Source organism: Pseudoxanthomonas sp. SGT-18 (genome assembly GCF_003931645.1).
Classification (GTDB): Bacteria; Pseudomonadota; Gammaproteobacteria; order Xanthomonadales; family Xanthomonadaceae; genus Pseudoxanthomonas.
Genome location: NZ_RRYJ01000008.1, coordinates 20,630 through 39,702 on the forward strand (window position 1 = coordinate 20,630; position 19,073 = coordinate 39,702).

Consider the following 19,073-nt stretch of genomic DNA (forward strand, 5'->3'; position numbering starts at 1 on the left):
CGATGCCAGGCGGCGCGCTCTCCCGGCGAGCACTGCTCTTCGGCAGCGAGGATGCCTGCGGTCCGCGCCCGCCCTGGTCAATCCCCGGACAGGCCTTCGCCGCGCGCTGCACCGGTTGCGAGGCGTGCATCCGCGCCTGCCCGGAACGCGTGCTGCGGCGCGCACCCGATGGCCTGCCGCGGTTCGATCCGGCCGCGGGCCGCGGCGAGTGCAGCTTCTGCGGCGCCTGCGCCCAGGCCTGCCCCACCGGCGCGCTGCTGCACACGCGGGCGCGTCCCTGGAACCTGCGCGCGATGGTGGCCGATGCCTGCCTGTCCGGCGCCGGCATCGTCTGCGCCAGCTGCCGCGAGGTCTGTCCCGAACAGGCGATCCGGGTACCGCCCGGCGGCCGCGGCATGGCCATGGTCGAGGCCGCGCGCTGCACCGGCTGCGGCGCCTGCACCGGCGTATGCCCGGCCGGCGCGATCGCGCTGGCCGCGGCTGAAGAGGAGGCCTGCGCATGAACCCGCAGGACGAGGTCAACATCGCTTCGTTCGTGCTCCAGCACCGCGCCGATGCCTTGCCGGCACTGCGCGCGGCGGTGGCCGCCGAGCCCGCGCTGGAACTGGCCATCGTCGGCGACACCCGCAGCGTGGTGCTGTGCGAGACCGCCGACCGCTACCGGGTGATGGACCTGGTCGAACGCCTGCGCGAGGTGCCAGGCGTGCTGAACGTGCTGCTGGTCTACCACCACGCCGAGCCGTCCGCCGCCCTGGACGAGCCCGTTCCCCCGCCCCATGCCAGTGGAGCTTCCGCATGAGCACCACGCGCCGCGACTTCATCCGTACCAGCGCCATCGCCACCGCCGCGGCCGCCGCCGGCCTGCCGCTGCCCGGCGGCGGCACCAACGTGGTCACCGAGGGCGACCAGGTCCAGCTCAAGTGGGACAAGGCACCCTGCCGCTACTGCGGCACCGGCTGCGGGGTCAACGTCGCCGTGCGCGATGGCCGCGTGGTCGCCACCCACGGCGACGTGCATGCCGAGGTCAACCGCGGCATCAACTGCGTCAAGGGTTACTTCCTGTCCAAGGTGCTGTACGGTGCCGACCGCCTGACCATGCCGCTGCTGCGCAAGAAGAACGGCGCCTACGCCAAGGACGGCGAGTTCACCGCGGTGTCCTGGGACGAGGCCTTCGACGTGATGGCCGAGCAGTTCAAGCGCGTGCTCAGGACCAGGGGCGGCGAGGGCATCGGCATGTTCGGCTCCGGCCAGTGGACGATATGGGAGGGCTACGCGGCGACCAAGCTGATGCGCGCCGGCTTCCGCAGCAACCACCTGGACCCGAACGCGCGCCACTGCATGGCCTCGGCCGCCTACGGCTTCATGCGCACCTTCGGCATGGACGAGCCGATGGGCTGCTACGACGACATCGAGGCGGCCGACGCGTTCGTGCTGTGGGGCTCGAACATGGCCGAGATGCACCCGATCCTGTGGACCCGGGTCACCGACCGCCGCCTGTCCCACCCGCACGTGAAGGTGGCGGTGCTGTCCACCTTCGAGCACCGCAGCTTCGAGCTGGCCGACATCCCGGTGGTGTTCAAGCCGCAGACCGACCTGGTGATCCTCAACTACATCGCCAACCACATCATCCGCACCGGGCGGGTGGACCGGCAGTTCGTGGAGAAACACGCCACCTTCAAGCGCGGCGCGACCGACATCGGCTACGGCCTGCGCCCGGAGCATCCGCTGGAGGTGGCCGCCAGCGGCGCGGCCGACCCCGGCGCCGGCGAGCCGTGCAGCTTCGACGACTTCGCCCGCCTGGTCGCGCCCTATACCCTGCAGCACGCGGTGGAGATGACCGGGGTCGAGGCCGGCTGGCTGGAGCAGCTGGCCGAGCTCTACGCCGACCCGAAGGTCAAGGTGATGTCGTTCTGGACCATGGGTTTCAACCAGCACACCCGCGGGGTGTGGGCCAACAACATGGTCTACAACATCCACCTGCTGACCGGGAAGATCTCCACCCCGGGCAACAGCCCGTTCTCGCTGACCGGCCAGCCCTCGGCCTGCGGCACCGCGCGCGAGGTGGGCACCTTCAGCCACCGCCTGCCGGCTGACATGCTGGTGGCCAACCCGGAGCACCGGCAGCACGCCGAGGAGATCTGGAAGCTTCCGCGCGGCCTGCTGAATCCGAAGCCCGGCTACCACGCGGTGGAGCAGAACCGCGCGCTGAAGGACGGCCTGCTCAATGCCTACTGGGTGCAGGTCAACAACAACATGCAGGCCGGGGCCAACCTGCTGCAGGAAACCTGGCCCGGCTACCGCAACCCGGAGAACTTCATCGTCGTCTCCGACGCCTATCCCACGGTCACCGCGCAGGCCGCCGACCTGATCCTGCCGGCGGCGATGTGGGTGGAGAAGGAGGGCGCCTACGGCAATGCCGAGCGCCGCACCCAGTTCTGGCACCAGCTGGTGCAGGCCCCAGGCGAGGCGCGTTCGGACCTGTGGCAGCTGATGGAGTTCTCCAGGCGCTTCACCACCGACGAGTGCTGGCCGAAGGAGATCCTCGACGCCAATCCGGCCTACCGCGGCAAGACCCTGTTCGAGGTGCTGTTCGCCAACGGCAAGGTCGACGCGTTCCCGCTGTCGGACATCGAACAGGGCTACGCCAACCAGGAGTCCCGGCACTTCGGCTTCTACGTGCAGAAGGGCCTGTTCGAGGAGTACGCCGAGTTCGGACGCGGGCACGGCCACGACCTGGCGCCGTTCGACGCGTACCACCAGGCGCGCGGCCTGCGCTGGCCGGTGGTGGACGGCAAGGAAACCCGCTGGCGCTACCGCGAAGGCAGCGATCCCTACGTCAAGCCCGGGGCCGGCTTCCAGTTCTACGGCAACAAGGACGGCAAGGCGGTGATCTGGGCGCTGCCCTACGAGCCGCCGGCCGAGGCGCCCGACGCCGAGTACGACCTGTGGCTGGTCACCGGCCGGGTGCTGGAGCACTGGCATTCCGGCTCGATGACCATGCGCATCCCCGAGCTGTACCGGGCGTTCCCGGCGGCGGTGTGCTTCATGAACCCCGACGACGCCCGCGCGCGCGGGCTCAAGCGCGGCGACGAGGTGCGGGTGGCCTCGCGCCGCGGCGAGATGCGCACCCGGGTGGAGACCCGCGGCCGCAACCGCATGCCCCGCGGGGTGGTGTTCGTGCCCTGGTTCGACGCCGGCCAGCTGATCAACAAGGTCACCCTGGACGCCACCGATCCCATCTCCAAGCAGACCGACTACAAGAAGTGCGCGGTGAAGGTCCTGCCCGCCTAGGAGACGCGCCATGCGCAACCGCAACCTGCTGGTCGCCATCCCCCTGGCCCTGCTGCTGGGGGTGGTCCTGTTCTTCCTGGGCGTGCTGATCGGCAGGGGCCTGGCCCGCCGCGGCCACGCGCCGGAGCCTCCGCCGCCGGCGGCCGCGGCGCCGGTGGACGCGCGCGCGGTGTTCGTGCCTGGCGCCGGCCAGATCGACGCGGTGCGCCGCGGCGTGCCGGTGGACCAGGAAGGCCATCCGCCGCCGATGGCGCGGGTGGAGAACGCCGACCTGAAGCGCGTGCGCGCCTACCCCATGCAGCCGCCAACCATCCCGCACGCGATCGACGGCTACCAGGTGGACCGCAACAGCAACCGCTGCATGCTGTGCCACGCCCGCGCCAACGCCGCCACCTTCCAGGCCCCGCCGGTCAGCGTCACCCACTACATGGACCGCGACGACCAGTTCCTGGCCTCGATCTCGCCGCGGCGCTACTTCTGCCTGCAATGCCACGTGGTGCAGACCGATGCCCCGGTGCTGGTGGCCAACCAGTTCCGCGACGTCGACAGCCTGCTGGCGCCCCCGGAAGCCGCGCCCGCGGCGGAGGTGCGCTGAATGTTCCGCCGCCTCCGCCGCCAGCTGGGCCTGCTGTGGATGACCATGCGCTCGCCCAGCCGCTATTACAGCCTCGGCTTCCTGACCGTGGCCGGGTTCGTCGCCGGGGTGCTGTTCTGGGGCGGGTTCAACACCGCGCTGGAGGCGACCAACACGGAGAAGTTCTGCACCAGCTGCCACGAGATGCGGGACAACGTGTTCGAGGAGCTGAAGGCCACGATCCACTACAGCAACCGCTCCGGCGTGCGCGCCACCTGCCCGGACTGCCACGTGCCGCACAACTGGACCGACAAGATCGCGCGCAAGATGCAGGCCTCCAAGGAGGTCTGGGGCAAGGTCTTCGGAACCATCAATACCCGCCAGAAGTTCCTCGACGAGCGCCTGGTGCTGGCCGGCCACGAATGGTCCCGGCTCAAGGCCAACGACTCGCTGGAATGCCGCAACTGCCATGACTTCGATTCCATGGACCTGACCCGGCAAAGCGCGCGCGCCGCCGAGGTCCACCGGTTGTGGCTGGGCACCGGGCAGAAGACCTGCATTGACTGCCACAAGGGCATCGCCCACCGCCTGCCGGACATGGCCGGCGTGCCCCAGGGCTGAACGCTTTTGCCCGATCTTGGTGCATGGCCGGGTGCGTGCGCCGGCGCCTCGATGAACCGGTTACGCCGCGGATGAGCAAGTTCGCAAAATGCACCTGCACGGTGCGCGGAATTCACAGCGCATTTATTGCGGTGCGGGGTAGATTGCAGCCGTAGCTCGCGCATATCCCCCACGATCTGCGTTGACTTCCTTCCCGAACCCACGCTGCCCCCGTCCCGGAGGCGGCGCGGGCACCGTCAACCCGATAAAACGAGCCTCCGCGATGCCTGCCGTCCCCGTTTCCGCCGGTGTTGCCCTCAGGGAACCGAAGCCGCTCCGGCTTCCGCCACGGGATGCGAGGGGCCGCTTCATGCGGCGGCAGGCGGCCGCGGTGATGCCGCAACCGGGCCACCACAGCATCCCGGTGCTGTTCGTGGTCTCGGAGATGGCCGACTACATCAAGGCCGGCGGCCTGGGCGACGTGGCCGCGGCGTTGCCGCGCGCGCTGCGCCCGGCCTGCGACGCGCGCGTGCTGATCCCTGGTTACCCGGAGGTGCTGCAGCGGATCCGCTGCATGAACATCGTCGGCCAGGTCGCCGCGCACGCCGGGCTGCCGGAATGCCGGATCGGCCTCACCCACCAGCCCGACGGCCTGCCGGTCTACGTGCTGCTGTGCCCGGAGCTGTTCGAGCGCAGCGGCTCGCCCTACGTGGACGGCGCCGGCGCGGAGTGGGAAGACAACGCGGTGCGCTTCGCCACCTTCGCCCACGCCGCCGCGCGCATCGGCGCCGGCGAGTGCGGCCTGCAGTGGAAGCCGGCCCTGCTGCACCTCAACGACTGGCCCTCGGCCCTGGCCGCCGCCTACGTGCGCTGGACCGGCGGCGACACCCCCAGCGTGCTGACCATCCACAACCTGGCCTACCAGGGCGTGTTCCCGCGCAGCGTGGCGAAGGCCATCGGCGTGCCGCCGGCGCACCTGGCGGACATGGAATTCCACGGCCGGCTGTCGTTCCTGAGGGCCGGCATCGTCAACGCCACCCGGATCAACACGGTCAGCGTCAGCTACGCGGCGCAGATCGTGCGGCCGGAGGAAGGCTGCGGCATGCACGAGCTGCTGGCGCGGCGTGCGGCGCAGGGGCACCTCAGCGGGATCGTCAACGGCATCGACGACAGCTGGGACCCGGTCCGCGACCGCTCGCTGCCGGCGCGCTTCTCCGCCGCCAACTGCCGCGACCGCCACCTCAACGCGCGCCACGTGCGCGCCGCGTTCGGCCTGCCGGACAACGGCGGCCCGCTGTTCGCGGTGGTTTCGCGCCTGGTCCACCAGAAGGGCCTGGACATCACCTGCGAGGTCGCGCCGCAGATCGTGGCCGCCGGCGGCCAGATCGTGATCATCGGCGGCGGCGAGCCGCAGGTGGAGGCCCAGGTGGCCGCCCTGGTGCGCCGCTTCCCCGGCGCGGTCGGCGCCTTCATCGGCTTCGAGGAGGGGCTGGCGCGGCGCATGTTCGCCGGCGCCGACTTCCTGTTGATGCCCTCGCGCTTCGAGCCCTGCGGACTGAGCCAGATGTACGCGCAGCGCTTCGGCTGCCTGCCGATCGCGCATGCCACCGGCGGCCTGATCGACACCGTCGACGACGGCGTCACCGGTTTCCTGTTCGAGGGCGCCAGCGCCGACGGCCTGCGCCGCTGCCTGCAGCGCGCCATCCGCACCTTCCGCAGCCCGCTGCTGATGGGCGCCATGCGCCGCGCGGCGATGCTGCGGCCCGGCGGCTGGACCCCGGCCGCCCAGCAGTACCACGCGCTTTACCGCCAGGCGGCGGGGATCGCCGCGACCCGGGGGCTGACCGCATGAGCGAAGGCGTGGCAGCGATGCCGCAGGACTGCGAGACGGCCGTCCACGGCGGCCACGAGGATCCGGAGCGCGACGCCGCGCTGGCCGCGCTGGCGGCCGGCGCCCCGGTCGATGCCTTCGCCTGGCTGGGCGCGCACGCGCTGCCCGACGGTGGCTGCTGCCTGCGGGTGCTGTTCCCCGGCGCGCGCGCGGTCAGCTGCAGCACCGGCGCCGGAGAGTGGGCCGCACTGCAGCCGACCCCCGCGTTCGGCGTGTTCGAAGGCCGGGTCGGGCGCGGCGGCGTGCACCTGCTGCGGGTGGACTGGGGCGACCACGTCGAGGAACTGGAGGATGCCTACGGCTACGGCCCGCTGCTGGACGAGGCCTTGCTCGGGCGGTTGTCCGCCGGCGACGGCGAGGCCTGCCGCGAGGCGCTTGGCGCCCGTCCCATGCGCCTGGGTGGGGTGGACGGCGTTCGCTTCGCGGTATGGGCGCCCAATGCCCGCCGGGTGGCGGTGGTGGGCGACTTCAACGGCTGGGACGGGCGCCGCCATCCGATGCGGCTGCGCCACGCCGCCGGGGTGTGGGAAATCTTCATCCCGCGGGTCGCCGCCGGCGCCCTTTACAAGTACGAGATCACCGGCCCGGACGGTGCACGCCTGCCGCACAAGGCCGATCCCTGCGCGCGCCAGTGCGAGCTGCCGCCGTCCACCGCCTCGCGGGTGGCCGATGCGCATCCGTTCACGTGGCACGACCAGGCCTGGATGGCCGCGCGCGGCGGCTGGGAGCGCAAGCCGCTGTCGATCTACGAGGTGCACGCCGGTTCCTGGCGGCGCGACGCCCAGGGCCTGTCCCTGGACTGGGACGCGCTGGGCGACCAGCTGGTCCCGCACGTGCAGGCGCTGGGCTTCACCCACATCGAGCTGCTGCCGGTCAGTGAGCACCCGTTCGGTGGTTCCTGGGGCTACCAGCCGCTGGGGATCTACGCGCCCACCGCGCGGCACGGCGATCCGGCCGCCTTCGCGCGCTTCGTCGACCGCTGCCATGGCGCCGGCATCGGCGTGATCGTGGACTGGGTCAGCGCCCATTTCCCGACCGACGTGCACGGCCTGCAGCGCTTCGACGGCACCGCGCTGTACGAGCACGAGGATCCGCGCGAGGGCTTCCACCGCGACTGGCACACCCTGATCTACAACTACGGCCGCAACGAGGTCTCCGCGTTCCTGGTCGGCTCGGCGCTGGAGTGGATCGAGCGCTTCCACATCGATGGCCTGCGCGTGGACGCGGTGGCCTCGATGCTCTACCGCGACTACAGCCGGCCCGAGGGCGAGTGGGTGCCCAACGAGCACGGCGGCCGCGAGAACCTGCAGGCGATCGCGTTCCTGCGGCGGATGAACGCCGAGATCCGCCGGCGCTTCCCGGACGTGATGCTGATGGCCGAGGAGTCGACCGCCTGGCCGGGAGTGACCGCCCCGGCCGAGCACGGCGGGCTGGGCTTCACCCACAAGTGGAACATGGGCTGGATGCACGACACCCTGCAGCACATGGGCCGCGACCCGATCCACCGCGGCTGGCACCACAGCGAGATGACCTTCGGCCTGGTCTATGCGTTCGCCGAGCGCTTCGTGCTGCCGCTGTCGCACGACGAGGTGGTGCACGGCAAGGGTTCCCTGTTGCGGCGCATGCCCGGCGACGAATGGCAGCGCTTCGCCAACCTGCGCGCCTACCTGGCGCTGATGTGGGCGCACCCGGGCGCGAAGCTGCTGTTCATGGGCGGCGAATTCGGCCAGCTGGCCGAATGGAACCACGATGCCCAGCTGGACTGGGAGGAGGCCAGGCGCCCGCCCAACGACGGCCTGGCGCGCCTGGTCGGCGACCTCAACCGCATGCTGCGCGCGCAGCCGGCGCTGCACGCGGCCGAGCAGGACGAACGCAGCTTCGACTGGAGCGTGGCCGACGACTCGCGCAACAACGTGGTCGCCTTCCTGCGCCACGACCCGGAAGGCGGCGCACCCTCGCTGCTGGCGGTGACCAACCTGACCCCGACGGTGCACCACGGCTACGCGGTCGGCGTGCCCAGCGCCGGCGCCTGGCGCGAGCTGCTCAATACCGACAGCGCCCACTACGGCGGCAGCAACACCGGCAACGGCGGCCTGCTGCAGACCGTGCCGCGGCCGATGCATGGACATGCCCAGTCGCTGCTGCTGACGCTGCCGCCGCTGGCCACGCTCTACCTCCAGGCCGAGGCATGAACGCGGTGGCGGCACTCGAACCCCCGGGCGCCTGGCCGGTCGGGGAGCACTGGCGCTTCCGCCTGTGGGCGCCGGACGCGCGCCGGGTGGAGCTGGTGCTGGCGGACCAGGTGCTGCCGATGCCGGCCGCCGGCGACGGCTGGTTCGAGGCGGAGGCCGCCGCGCCCGAGGGCACCGGCTACCGTTACCGGATCGATGGCGGCTACGACGTGCCGGATCCGGCCTCGCGCTGGCAGCCCGATGGCGTGCATGGTGCCAGCGCCCTGTATCGCGGCGACTACGCATGGCGCCACGACGGATGGCGCGGCCGTCCCTGGCACGAGGCCGTGGTCTACGAACTGCACGCCGGCGCCTGCGGCGGCTATGCCGGGGTGCGCGCGCTGCTGCCGCGGCTGGCGGCACTGGGCATCACCGCGATCGAGCTGATGCCGCTGGCGCAGTTCCCGGGCCGCCGCAACTGGGGCTACGACGGCGTGCTGCCGTTCGCGCCGGCGCAGGCCTACGGCACCCCGGACGAGCTGAAGGCGCTGGTGGACGAGGCCCATGGCCTGGGCCTGATGGTGCTGCTGGACGTGGTCTACAACCACTTCGGCCCGGACGGGAACTACCTGGGCGGCTATGCCTCGCCGTTCTTCCGCGCCGGCTCGCACACGCCCTGGGGCGAGGCGATCGACTTCGACCAGCCTGCCGTGCAGCGCTACTTCATCGCCAACGCCCTGATGTGGCTGGACGAGTACCGCTTCGACGGGCTGCGCCTGGACGCGGTGCACGCGATCGAGCCCACCGCCTTCCTGCACCAGCTGCGGCAGGCGGTGCATGCCGCGCTGCCGGCCGAGCGCCACGTGCACCTGGTGCTGGAGAACGAGCACAACCAGGCCAGCCTGCTGCGCGAAGGCTTCACCGCGCAGTGGAACGACGACTTCCACAACGCCCTGCACGTGCTGCTGACCGGCGAGGACGAGGGCTACTACGGCGATTACGCGCCGCAGGCCACCGCCCACCTGGCGCGGGTGCTGGGCGAGGGCTTCGCGTGGCAGGGCCAGACCACCCCGCGGGGGCGCGTCCGTGGCGAGCCGAGTGCGGATGTGCCGCCGGTACGCTTCGTCGCCTTCGCCCAGAACCACGACCAGATCGGCAACCGCGCCTGCGGCGAGCGGCTGTCGGTGCTGGTGCCGGAGCCACGGCTCAGGGTGGCGGTGGCGCTGACCGCGCTGGTGCCGATGGTCCCGCTGTTCTTCATGGGCGAGCCCTGGGCCGCACGCGAGCCGTTCCTGTTCTTCACCGATTTCGAGGCGCCGCTGGACCAGGCCGTGCGCGAGGGCCGGCGCCGCGAGTTCGCGCACTTCGCCGCCTTCGCCAGTGCCCAGGCGCGCAGCCGCATTCCCGATCCCAATGCCGTCTCCACCTTCGAGGCCTCGCGCGCGCCTTGGCCGGCGCCGGACGATGCCGCGGCCCAGGCCTGGCTGGCCTGGTTCGGCGGGCTGCTGGACCTGCGCGCGCGCGAACTGGTGCCGCACCTGGAGCAGGCGCGGCCGCTGGGCGGCCGCGTCATTGGCGAAGCCGCGGTGGCCGCGGGCTGGCAGCTGGGCGGACGGCAATGGTGGCTGGAGCTCAACCTGGGCCGGCAGGGCCTGCCCAGCGCGTTGCCGCCGGGGCAGGACCTGTTGTGCACCGGACCGATGGAGGAGGGCCAGCTGCCGCCGGACCGGCTGCGCGTGCGCAGGGTCGGCCCATGAGCACGGCCGATGCCTCCCTGCACGCGCTGGCCGCGGCCGCCGGGCTGTGCCGCGAGTGGACCGACGTGGCCGGACGCCCCCAGGTGGTGGCCGACGCCACCCTGCGCGCGGTGCTCGACGCTCTGGACCTGCCCGCGGCCACGCCGGCGCAGCGCCGCGAGAGCCTGCGCCGGATCGAGGCCGTGCAGGCACGGCCGCCATTGCTGACGGCGCGTGCCGGCGCGCGCATCGCGGCCGGCGGCGACGCCGGCCCGCGGCAGTGGGTGGCCGACGACGGCCGCCACGAGGATGCGCGGATCGACGCGCGCGGCTGCGTGCGGGTGCCGCTCGCCCCCGGCTACTGGACCCTGCACGGCGGCGCCCCCTGCAGGGTCGCGGTGGCGCCGGACCGCTGCTTCGGCGTGGAGGACGCGGTTGCGGACGCGCGCGCCTGGGGCGTGGCGCTGCAGGTGTACTCGGCGCGCGCCCCGGGCGACGGCGGCATCGGCGATACCGCCGCCTGTGCGGACTGGCTGCGCAGGGTCGCCGCGGCGGGCGGCGATGCGCTGGCGCTGAGCCCGGTGCACGCCGCGCTGGAGGGCGCCGGCTACTACAGTCCCTACGCACCCAGCGACCGGCGCTGCCTGGACCCGCTGCATGCATCGCCGGCGCAGGTCTTCGGCGACGTGGCGGCGCAGGTGCTGGACGGCGATCCGCAGCTGCGCGGACGGCTGCATGCCCTGGAGGCTGCGGATTCCATCGACTGGGGCGCCGCGCGGCCGGCGAAGTGGGCCTGGCTGCGGCAGCTGCATGGGCGCGGCCTGGTCCTGCGTGCGGACCTGCAGGCGGACTTTGCCGCTTTCGCTGCTGCGCCACCGGCGGAGGTGGCGGCCTATGTCGCCTTCGCCGCGGGCAATGACGCGGAGGTGGCGCAGCTGCACCTGTTCGGCCAGTGGCTGGCGCGCCGGGCCTGGGCTCGCTGCCAGGACCAGGCGCGCGCGGCGGGACTGGGCATCGGACTGGTCGCCGACCTGGCGGTGGGCTTCGATCCTTCCGGCGCCGAGGCCGCGGCCTCGCCGGCGGCGGTGCTGCGCGGGCTGGAGCTGGGCGCGCCACCGGATGCGTTCAATGCCGACGGCCAGGCCTGGGGCATCAGCGGTTATGCGCCGACCGGGTTGCGCCAGTCGGGCTTCGCGCCGTTCATCGAACTGTTGCGCGCGGTGATGCGCGACCGTGGCGGCGTGCGCATCGACCATATCCTCGGCCTGCAACGGCTGTGGGTGGTGCCGCGTGGGGCCAGTGCCCGCGATGGCGTGTATCTTTCCTGCGAACTGGACGCGCTGCTGGACCTGCTGGCGCTGGAATCCTGGCGCCACCGCTGCGTGGTGGTCGGCGAGGACCTGGGCGTGGTGCCGCCCGGGATCCGCGCGAAGCTGGCGCGGCGCGGGGTTCTGGGCATCGACGTGCTGCCGTTCACCCGCGACCGCCGTGGCGCGTTCATGCCGCCCCGGCGCTGGCGCCGCCATGCGGTCGCCACCACCACCACCCACGACCTGCCCAGCAGCGCCGGCTGGGCCGAGGGCCGCGACATCGCCTGGCGCCTGGGCCTGCACGACGCGCCGCCCGGAGCGTTGCAGGCCACTCCGCAATGGAGGGAACGGCAGGCCGACGCCGCGCGCCTGCGCCGGGCCTTCCGTGGCGAAGGCATCGACAGCGGAGACCTGCGCATGGATGCATTGCGCTTTACCGCCCGATCCCCGGCCGTGCTGGCCCTGCTGCCGGCCGAAGACGCACTGGGCCTGCGCGAGCAGCCCAACCTGCCCGGCACCACCGACAGCCATCCCAACTGGCGCCGGCGCCTGCCCGATCCGCTGCCGGAAGCCGTGCTCGATGCCTCCCTGCAGGCGTTCGCGCAGGCGCGCCGGGAGGTGGCGCCATGAGCCCGGCCCGCCTCCGGCCGCGGGCCACCGTGCGCCTGCAGCTGCATGCCGGCTTCACCCTGGACGATGCCGCGGCGCAGGTCGACTACTTCGCCCGCCTCGGCGCAAGCCACCTGTACTTGGCACCCATCGGCACCGCCGTGCCCGGCTCCAACCATGGCTACGACAACACCGATCCCACCCGGGTCAACCCGGATCTGGGCGGCGAGCCGGCATTGCAGCGCCTGGCGCAGGCCGCGCGCGAGCATGGCATGGGCCTGCTGCTGGACATCGTGCCCAACCACATGGCCACCCACGCCTCCAATGCGTGGTGGATGGACCTGCTGCAGCACGGGCGCCGCAGCCGCCATGCCGAGTGGTTCGACGTGGACTGGGAGGCGCCCGGCGCGGGCGGCCGCCTGCTGCTGCCGGTGCTGGACCGGCCGCTGCATGCGGCGCTGGCCGAAGGCCTGCTGCGGCTGGAACGGCAGGGCGATGGCTGGCAGGTGCGGCACCACGACCAGGCCTGGCCGCTGGCCCCGGGCACGGTGCCGGCGCCGGCCACTGCGCGGGCGCGGGCCTGGCTGGAGCGCACCAACTCCGGTGTCCGCCGCGGCGAGGGCACCCTGGCCGCCATCCTCGAGCGCCAGGCTTACCGGCTGCTGTGGTGGCGCGCCGGCAATGACCGCATCAACTACCGCCGCTTCTTCGACATCAGCTCGCTGGCGGCGCTGCGCGTGGAGCGCCGCGAGGTGTTCGACGCGGTGCACGCACTGCCGTTGCGGCTGCTGGCGCAAGGCGTGATCGACGGCGTGCGCGTGGACCACGTCGACGGCCTGGCCGATCCCACCGGCTACGTGCAGGCACTGCGCGCGGCGCTGGACCGCGCCGGCGCGCGCCGCGGCCTGGCGCCGGGCGAGGCGCTGCTGTACGTGGAGAAGATCCTCGCGCCCGGCGAACAGCTGCCGGCCGCCTGGCCCTGCCAGGGCACGACCGGTTACGACTTCATGGACCAGGCCGGCGCGGTGCTGCACGCCGCCGCCGGGCTGGAGATGCTGCGCGGACGCTGGGAACAGGCCGGCGGCGAGGGCGATTTCGCCGCGATCGAGCGGCAGGCGCGCCTGCTGGTCCTGCGTGGCCCGCTGCAGGCCGAGTTCAACCGCTGCCTGCTGCGGCTGCTGGCGGTGGCGGCGCAGCGGCCGGCGCTGGCCGACTTCAGCGCGCAGATGTGGGCGCGTGCGCTGCAGGCGCTGTGCCTGCGCTTCCCGGTGTACCGCACCTACGCCGGCCGCGACGGCCTGGATGCGCAGGGCAGGGCCTGGCTGGACGCCGCCGCCACGGCCGCGGCCGGCGACCTCGGCCCGGCGGAGCAGCAGGCCCTGGCCACGCTCGCCGGCTGGCTGCGCGGCGATGGCGACGCCCGCGGCGTGCCCGCGCCACTGCTGCAGCGCCTGCGTGCCGGCTTCGAGCAGCTGACCGCCCCGCTCAATGCCAAGGCGGTGGAGGACACGGCCTTCTACCGCCACGGCGTGCTGCTGTCGCGCAACGAGGTCGGCAGCCATCCGCTGCATGCCCCGCCTGGCATCGACGGCTTCCACCACGCCTGCCGCGAACGCGGCCGGCGCCATCCGCTGGCGCTGCTGGCCACGGCCACCCACGACCACAAGCGCGGCGAGGACACCCGCGCGCGCCTGGCTGTGCTCTCGCACCGCGCGCCGTGGTGGTGCGGCCAGCTGGAGCGGTTCGAGGAGGCCGTGCCTGCGCGGCTGCGCGAGGCGGTACCGGCGACCTTCCGGCTGATGCTGTGGCAGACCCTGGTCGCGGCCTGGCCGCTGCAGCTGCCAGGCCGCCGGGCGCGCACGGACTACGCCGCACGGGTGGTCGCCTGGGCCACCAAGGCCCTGCGCGAGGGCAAGCAGTACAGCAGCTGGACCGAGCCGGACGCGGGCGTGGAAGGCGCGGTCGATGCCCTGGTGCGCCACGCGCTGGAGGACAACGCCTTGCACCAGGCCCTGGCCGCCGCGGCCGCGGCGCTGGGCGTGCCTGGTGCGCGCCTGGGCCTGGCCCAGCTGCTGCTGCGGCTGGCCACGCCCGGGGTGCCGGATACCTACCAGGGCAGCGAGGGCTGGGACCTGGGCCTGGTCGATCCGGACAACCGTCGCCCCGTGGACTACGCCGCCAGGCGCGCCTGGCTGGATGACCCGCGCGACTGGCCCGCACTGCTGCGGCAATGGCAGGACGGTGCGCTCAAGGCACGCCTGCTGGCCACCATGCTGGAACTGCGTGCCGCGCACCCGCGCCTGTTCCAGGGCCGCTACACGCCGCAGCCGGCGGGCACCGACGTGGTGGCCTTCCTGCGCGGCAGCGGCCACCAGCGGCTGTGGGCCGGCGCGCTGGTGGGCGATGCCGCTGCCGTGCAGGGCGAGGGCCTGCTGCTGCCCGAAGCGCACTGGGAAGCCCGCAGCCTGCGCCTGCCTGCCGGGCACTGGCGCGAGGTGCTGGGCGGCGCGCGGCTTGGACTGGATTCGCCAGGCAACGTGCCGCTGTCGACGCTGTTTGCACGTTCGCCCGTGGCAGTGTGGACCACTGCATGAGGAATGACGCCATGGACCCGGCCGAACGCCAGCGCCGCACGCGCGAGCTCGCGCGCCAGATCTGGGAGGCCGAGGGCCGCCCCGACGGCCAGGAGCTGCGCCACTGGGGCATGGCCGAGCGCCTGGTGGAGGCCGAGATCGCCGCGCGCGCGCTGGAGCAGCCGGCCAACGAAGGAACCGCGGGAGAGGAGGACGACCGTGCCGACGCGTAAATGGAGCCGCCAGTCGCGGCTGGAGGAGGGCACGCCGTATCCGCTGGGCGCGACCTGGGACGGGCTGGGCGTCAACTTCGCCCTGTACTCGCGCCACGCCACCAAGGTGGAACTGTGCCTGTTCGACGAGCGCGGGCGCGAGCAGGAGCGCATCGTCCTGCCCGAGTACACCGACGAGATCTGGCACGGTTACCTGCCCGACGCACGCCCCGGGCAACGCTATGGCTACCGCGTGCACGGCCCGTACGAACCCGACGCCGGCCACCGTTTCAATCCCCACAAGCTGCTGCTGGATCCGTACGCCAAGCAGGTCGCCGGCGAGCTGAAGTGGGCGCCGCACCTGTTCGGCTACACCCTGGGCCACCGCGACCTGGACCTGAGCTTCGACCGCCGCGACAGTGCCCCGTACATGCCCAAGTGCGTGGTGATCGATCCGGCGTTCACCTGGGGGCGCGAGCGCGCCCCGGCCACGCCCTGGGACCGCACCGTGGTCTACGAGGCCCACGTGCGCGGCCTGACCATGCGCAATGGCGCGATCCCGGAAGGGCTGCGCGGCACCTTCGCCGGCCTGCGCCACGACGCGGTGATCTCGCACCTGAAGTACCTGGGCGTGACCGCGATCGAGCTGCTGCCGGTGCACGCCTTCGTCGACGACCAGTACCTGCTGGACAAGGGCCTGCGCAACTACTGGGGCTACAACTCCATCGGCTTCTTCGCCCCGCACCCGCGCTACCTGTCCGGCACCAGCGTCACCGAGTTCAAGCAGATGGTGGCGCGCATGCACGACGCCGGGCTGGAGGTGATCCTGGACGTGGTCTACAACCACACCGCCGAGGGCAACGAGCTGGGCCCGACGCTGTCGTTCAAGGGCATCGACAACACCGGCTACTACCGCCTGGCCGACGACCGCCGCTACTACATCAACGACACCGGCACCGGCAACACCTTCGACCTGACCAACGCCGGTGCCCTGCGCATGGTGATGGACTCGCTGCGCTACTGGGTGCGCGAGATGCGGGTGGACGGCTTCCGCTTCGACCTGGCCACCATCCTCGGCCGCGAGCGCACCGGGTTCGATGCCTCCTGCAGCTTCCTCGACGCGGTGCGCCAGGACCCGATGCTGGCCCACGTGAAGCTGATCGCCGAGCCCTGGGACATCGGCCCGGGCGGCTACCAGCTGGGCAACTTCGCCCCGGGCTGGGCGGAGTGGAACGACAAGTTCCGCGACAACGTGCGCGCGCTGTGGCGCGGCGACCCGGGCCAGCTGGCGGAGTTCGCCACGCGCTTCACCGGCTCGGCCGACCTGTTCGACCACCACGGCCGCAAGCCGCATTCCTCGGTGAACTTCGTCACCGCGCACGACGGCTTCACCCTGCGCGACCTGGTCAGCTACAACGACAAGCACAACCTGGCCAACGGCGAGGACGGCCGCGACGGCAGCGACAACAACATTTCCTGGAACCACGGCGCCGAGGGCGAGACCGACGATCCGGAGATCAACGCCCTGCGTGCGCGGCAGATGCGCAACCTGCTGGGCACGCTGCTGTTGTCGCAGGGCACGCCGATGCTGCTGTCCGGCGACGAGTTCGGCCACAGCCAGCAGGGCAACAACAACGCCTACTGCCAGGACAACGAACTGGCCTGGCTGGACTGGGAAGCGGCCGCGGCGCCGGGGCCGCAGCGCCAGGCCGCGTTCGTGCGCCGGCTGCTGCGCCTGCGCAGGCACTATCCGCAGCTGCGCCGCCGCCGCTTCTTCATGGGCGAGTATGACCGCGCCCATGGCCTGCACGACATCGCCTGGTTCCGCCCCGACGGCAGCGCGATGGAAGAGGGCGACTGGCACGACGGCGAGCGCCGGGTGCTGATGGCCTGCCTGGACGGGCAGGCGCCGACCAGCGGCCTGCACCAGCCCGAGCGCGAGGACAGCCTGGTGTTCCTGTTCAATGCCGGCGACGCGCCCCAGGAATTCCGCGTGCCGCAACACCTGCAGGCGCCGCGCCTGCTGCTGTCCACGGCCGAGGAGCCGCCGCAGCCGGAGGACGGGGCCTGGCACCTGCCACCGCGTTGCATCGTGCTGCTGGCCACGCGCCCGGCGCCGGCGGCCACGACAGGCGAGGGCAGCGCGGCGACCGCCGGCTAGCCCGGCCGCTGCACCCTTCGCCCTGGTACGGGGAGCGGCCGGCTGCCGCGTGCCGCGGGGCAAGGCTAGACTTCGGCCGAAGGCGCGGGAGGGCCGTCGCCAGACGAGGGGAACGCATGCAAGCAAGCAGGATCTGCCTGGCGCTTTGCCTGGCCGCGCTGGCGCTGCCGGCCATGGCGAAGCAGAAGTTCAGCTGGCCGGAGGGGCGCAAGGCCGCGGTCAGCCTGGCCTACGACGACGCGCTGGATTCGCAGCTGGACAACGCGGTGCCGCAGCTGCAGAAGTACGGGCTCAAGGGCAGCTTCTACATCGTGCCGGCGCGCGAGCCGGTGCGGGCGCGGATGGAGGAGTGGCGCGAGGTGGCGCGCATGGGCCACGAGCTGGGCAACCACAGCATCACCCATCCGTGCTCGGCGCATGGTCCCGGCCGCGAGTGGGTGCCGGCGCACCAGGACCTGGACCGCATGAGCCTGGCGCAGATCAAGGAGCAGGTCGAGGTCGCGGACGTGTTCCTGCAGGCGCTGGACGGCTATGCCGGTCCGCGCACCTACACCGCGCCCTGCGGCGACCGCAAGGTGGCCGACGGCGACTACATCGCCGCCGTGGCCGACCGCTTCCTCGGCATCAAGCTGGTCGGCGGCGACGTGGTCCCGGACATGTTCGCGCTGGACCCGGCGGCGGTGCCGGCCGCGGTGCCCAGCGACGTCACCGGCAAGCAGCTGATCGCGCTGGTGGAGGAAGCCGGGCGCAAGGGCACCATGGTCGGCTTCACCTTCCACGGCGTCGGCGGCGACTACCTGTCGGTGTCCAAGGAGGCGCACGAGGAGCTGCTGGCGTTCCTGGCCGCGAACAGGGACAAGTACTGGACCGCCACCTTCCGCGAGCAGATGCAGTGGGTGCGCCAGCAGCAGGAAGCCGCGCGCGGCGGCCGCAAGGCCGGGCGCTGAGGCAGTGCCGGGAACGGCGTCGGCCGCCGTGGCGGTGATCCTGCTGCTGCGTTCGGTGCTGGCGTTCTGCGCGGCCAGCGCGGTGCTGGTCGCGCTCAACCTGGCCGGCGGCGCGCTGGCGCCGCTGGCCGGGCTGCCGCCCGGCGGCACCCCGCGCCTGGCCTGGGACCTGGCCTGGCTGGCGCTGGCCTGCGTTGCGGCCGGCGTGGCCGCTGCCTGGCTGGCGCCGGCGGCGCCGCGCAGCCATGCGCTGGCCTTCCTCGGCGTACTGCTCGCGGTGCTGGCAGCGGGGCTGTGGCAGTCCGGCGGCTGGCCGGCCTGGTTCATGGCCGGGGTACTGCTGGCGCCGCTGCTTGCCACGGCCGTGGTGCTGGCGCGGCGCTAGGGTCGCGGCGCCGCTTCCGGTGCGCGCGGCTTGCCCGCGCGCCTGGGCTTGGCGCCGCGGGGCGAAGCAGGCCGCGGGCGCGGTGCGGGCTTGGGCGCGCGTGCCCGGGGCGCGGAGGGCTTGCTGGCCTCGGCAGTCGCGGCGCTGGCAACCAGGCCCGGCGGGATCGCGTCCCAGCCCTGGAACAGCGCGCCCCACATCGGGTTGTTGGCCGGGAAGCCGAGCCCGGCCTCGTCCAGCGCCGCGGCGGTATCGCGGCGCCAGTCGCGCATCGCGTCCTGCAGGCCGCGGGCGAACGCGGCCTGCACCGCCACCGCGACCTGGGCCGCGGCCTGCTGGTCGCCGAAGCGCTGTTGCACCTGGCGCCAGAACGCGTCGGCCGGCAGCGCGGCCAGCGCCTGCCAGTCGTGCCTGCCCAGCGCCTGCAGTCCGGCATCGCTTTCCAGCACGCCTTCCTCGACCAGGCGTTGCCAGAAATCCAGCCATTGCCGCGCGGTGTCCTGCAGCAGTGCGGCCAGGCGTGCCTGCAGTTGCAGGTTGGTGCGGTACAGCGCCTGCGGCAATGCGGTTTGCGCTTTCATTGCACTCCTCCCTGATGCGTGTGCGGCGGTGG

The 19,073-nt window shown here is 72.7% G+C and carries 15 protein-coding genes; 14 read left to right on the forward strand and 1 reads right to left on the reverse strand.

Features of this window, described 5'->3' with window-relative positions:
• The first annotated feature begins 2 nt into the window (after window positions 1–2).
• From napF to EIM47_RS11520, 14 genes are all read left to right on the forward strand, one after another.
• On the forward strand, window positions 3–503 hold the full coding sequence (gene napF, locus EIM47_RS11455; protein ID WP_026010505.1) for a ferredoxin-type protein NapF: 501 nt from the start codon (window positions 3–5) through the stop codon (window positions 501–503).
• Window positions 500–799 carry a chaperone NapD gene (locus EIM47_RS11460; RefSeq protein ID WP_125076960.1) on the forward strand — a complete coding sequence of 100 codons (300 nt, stop codon included), beginning with the start codon at window positions 500–502 and terminating at the stop codon, window positions 797–799. Before napF ends, EIM47_RS11460 begins: the two co-directional genes overlap by 4 nt.
• Complete coding sequence (gene napA, locus EIM47_RS11465) at window positions 796–3,291, forward strand: periplasmic nitrate reductase subunit alpha (RefSeq protein ID WP_125076961.1); 2,496 nt, start codon at window positions 796–798, stop codon at window positions 3,289–3,291. Before EIM47_RS11460 ends, napA begins: the two co-directional genes overlap by 4 nt.
• Window positions 3,292–3,301: 10 nt before the next feature.
• Complete coding sequence (locus EIM47_RS11470; RefSeq protein ID WP_125076962.1) at window positions 3,302–3,886, forward strand: nitrate reductase cytochrome c-type subunit; 585 nt, start codon at window positions 3,302–3,304, stop codon at window positions 3,884–3,886.
• Complete coding sequence (locus EIM47_RS11475; protein WP_125076963.1) at window positions 3,887–4,486, forward strand: NapC/NirT family cytochrome c; 600 nt, start codon at window positions 3,887–3,889, stop codon at window positions 4,484–4,486. It begins immediately after the preceding gene.
• A 349-nt stretch (window positions 4,487–4,835) separates the two neighbouring features.
• Window positions 4,836–6,317 carry a glycogen synthase GlgA gene (glgA, locus tag EIM47_RS11480; RefSeq protein ID WP_125076964.1) on the forward strand — a complete coding sequence of 494 codons (1,482 nt, stop codon included), beginning with the start codon at window positions 4,836–4,838 and terminating at the stop codon, window positions 6,315–6,317.
• Window positions 6,314–8,548: a 1,4-alpha-glucan branching protein GlgB gene (glgB, locus tag EIM47_RS11485; protein WP_125076965.1), complete on the forward strand. Its 2,235-nt coding sequence runs from the start codon at window positions 6,314–6,316 to the stop codon at window positions 8,546–8,548. Before glgA ends, glgB begins: the two co-directional genes overlap by 4 nt.
• Entirely contained in the window at window positions 8,545–10,284 is a 1,740-nt protein-coding gene (treZ, locus tag EIM47_RS11490) for a malto-oligosyltrehalose trehalohydrolase (RefSeq protein ID WP_125076966.1), read from the forward strand. Before glgB ends, treZ begins: the two co-directional genes overlap by 4 nt.
• Window positions 10,281–12,203, forward strand: a complete 1,923-nt coding sequence (locus EIM47_RS11495) for a 4-alpha-glucanotransferase (RefSeq protein WP_125076967.1) — start codon at window positions 10,281–10,283, stop codon at window positions 12,201–12,203. The genes treZ and EIM47_RS11495 overlap by 4 nt, the downstream gene beginning before the upstream one ends.
• The gene (gene treY, locus EIM47_RS11500; protein ID WP_125076968.1) at window positions 12,200–14,776 is read left to right on the forward strand and encodes a malto-oligosyltrehalose synthase; all 2,577 of its coding nucleotides are present in this window, start codon (window positions 12,200–12,202) and stop codon (window positions 14,774–14,776) included. Before EIM47_RS11495 ends, treY begins: the two co-directional genes overlap by 4 nt.
• An 11-nt stretch (window positions 14,777–14,787) precedes the next feature.
• Entirely contained in the window at window positions 14,788–14,988 is a 201-nt protein-coding gene (locus EIM47_RS11505) for a DUF2934 domain-containing protein (protein ID WP_019398527.1), read from the forward strand.
• Window positions 14,975–17,128 (forward strand): glycogen debranching protein GlgX, encoded by a 2,154-nt coding sequence (gene glgX / locus EIM47_RS11510; RefSeq protein ID WP_125076969.1) that lies wholly within the window; start codon window positions 14,975–14,977, stop codon window positions 17,126–17,128. Before EIM47_RS11505 ends, glgX begins: the two co-directional genes overlap by 14 nt.
• A 116-nt stretch (window positions 17,129–17,244) precedes the next feature.
• Window positions 17,245–18,075: a polysaccharide deacetylase family protein gene (locus tag EIM47_RS11515; RefSeq protein WP_019398525.1), complete on the forward strand. Its 831-nt coding sequence runs from the start codon at window positions 17,245–17,247 to the stop codon at window positions 18,073–18,075.
• 28 nt (window positions 18,076–18,103) lie between these two features.
• Complete coding sequence (locus EIM47_RS11520; RefSeq protein ID WP_125076970.1) at window positions 18,104–18,460, forward strand: hypothetical protein; 357 nt, start codon at window positions 18,104–18,106, stop codon at window positions 18,458–18,460.
• Here the strand turns inward: EIM47_RS11520 and EIM47_RS11525 are convergent.
• On the reverse strand, window positions 18,457–19,041 hold the full coding sequence (locus EIM47_RS11525; RefSeq protein ID WP_028915498.1) for a hypothetical protein: 585 nt from the start codon (window positions 19,039–19,041) through the stop codon (window positions 18,457–18,459). The genes EIM47_RS11520 and EIM47_RS11525 overlap by 4 nt on opposite strands.
• Window positions 19,042–19,073 lie beyond the last annotated feature (32 nt).

Coding starts and splice junctions, on each gene's coding strand:
- EIM47_RS11470 (WP_125076962.1), top strand. CDS start 3,302: ATGCGCAACCGCAACCTGCTGGTCGCCATCCCCCTGGCCCTGCTGCTG.
- EIM47_RS11505 (WP_019398527.1), top strand. CDS start 14,788: ATGGACCCGGCCGAACGCCAGCGCCGCACGCGCGAGCTCGCGCGCCAG.
- treY (WP_125076968.1), top strand. CDS start 12,200: ATGAGCCCGGCCCGCCTCCGGCCGCGGGCCACCGTGCGCCTGCAGCTG.
- glgA (WP_125076964.1), top strand. CDS start 4,836: ATGCGGCGGCAGGCGGCCGCGGTGATGCCGCAACCGGGCCACCACAGC.
- napA (WP_125076961.1), top strand. CDS start 796: ATGAGCACCACGCGCCGCGACTTCATCCGTACCAGCGCCATCGCCACC.
- EIM47_RS11515 (WP_019398525.1), top strand. CDS start 17,245: ATGCAAGCAAGCAGGATCTGCCTGGCGCTTTGCCTGGCCGCGCTGGCG.
- EIM47_RS11495 (WP_125076967.1), top strand. CDS start 10,281: ATGAGCACGGCCGATGCCTCCCTGCACGCGCTGGCCGCGGCCGCCGGG.
- EIM47_RS11460 (WP_125076960.1), top strand. CDS start 500: ATGAACCCGCAGGACGAGGTCAACATCGCTTCGTTCGTGCTCCAGCAC.
- EIM47_RS11475 (WP_125076963.1), top strand. CDS start 3,887: ATGTTCCGCCGCCTCCGCCGCCAGCTGGGCCTGCTGTGGATGACCATG.
- treZ (WP_125076966.1), top strand. CDS start 8,545: ATGAACGCGGTGGCGGCACTCGAACCCCCGGGCGCCTGGCCGGTCGGG.
- napF (WP_026010505.1), top strand. CDS start 3: ATGCCAGGCGGCGCGCTCTCCCGGCGAGCACTGCTCTTCGGCAGCGAG.
- EIM47_RS11525 (WP_028915498.1), bottom strand. CDS start 19,041: ATGAAAGCGCAAACCGCATTGCCGCAGGCGCTGTACCGCACCAACCTG.
- glgB (WP_125076965.1), top strand. CDS start 6,314: ATGAGCGAAGGCGTGGCAGCGATGCCGCAGGACTGCGAGACGGCCGTC.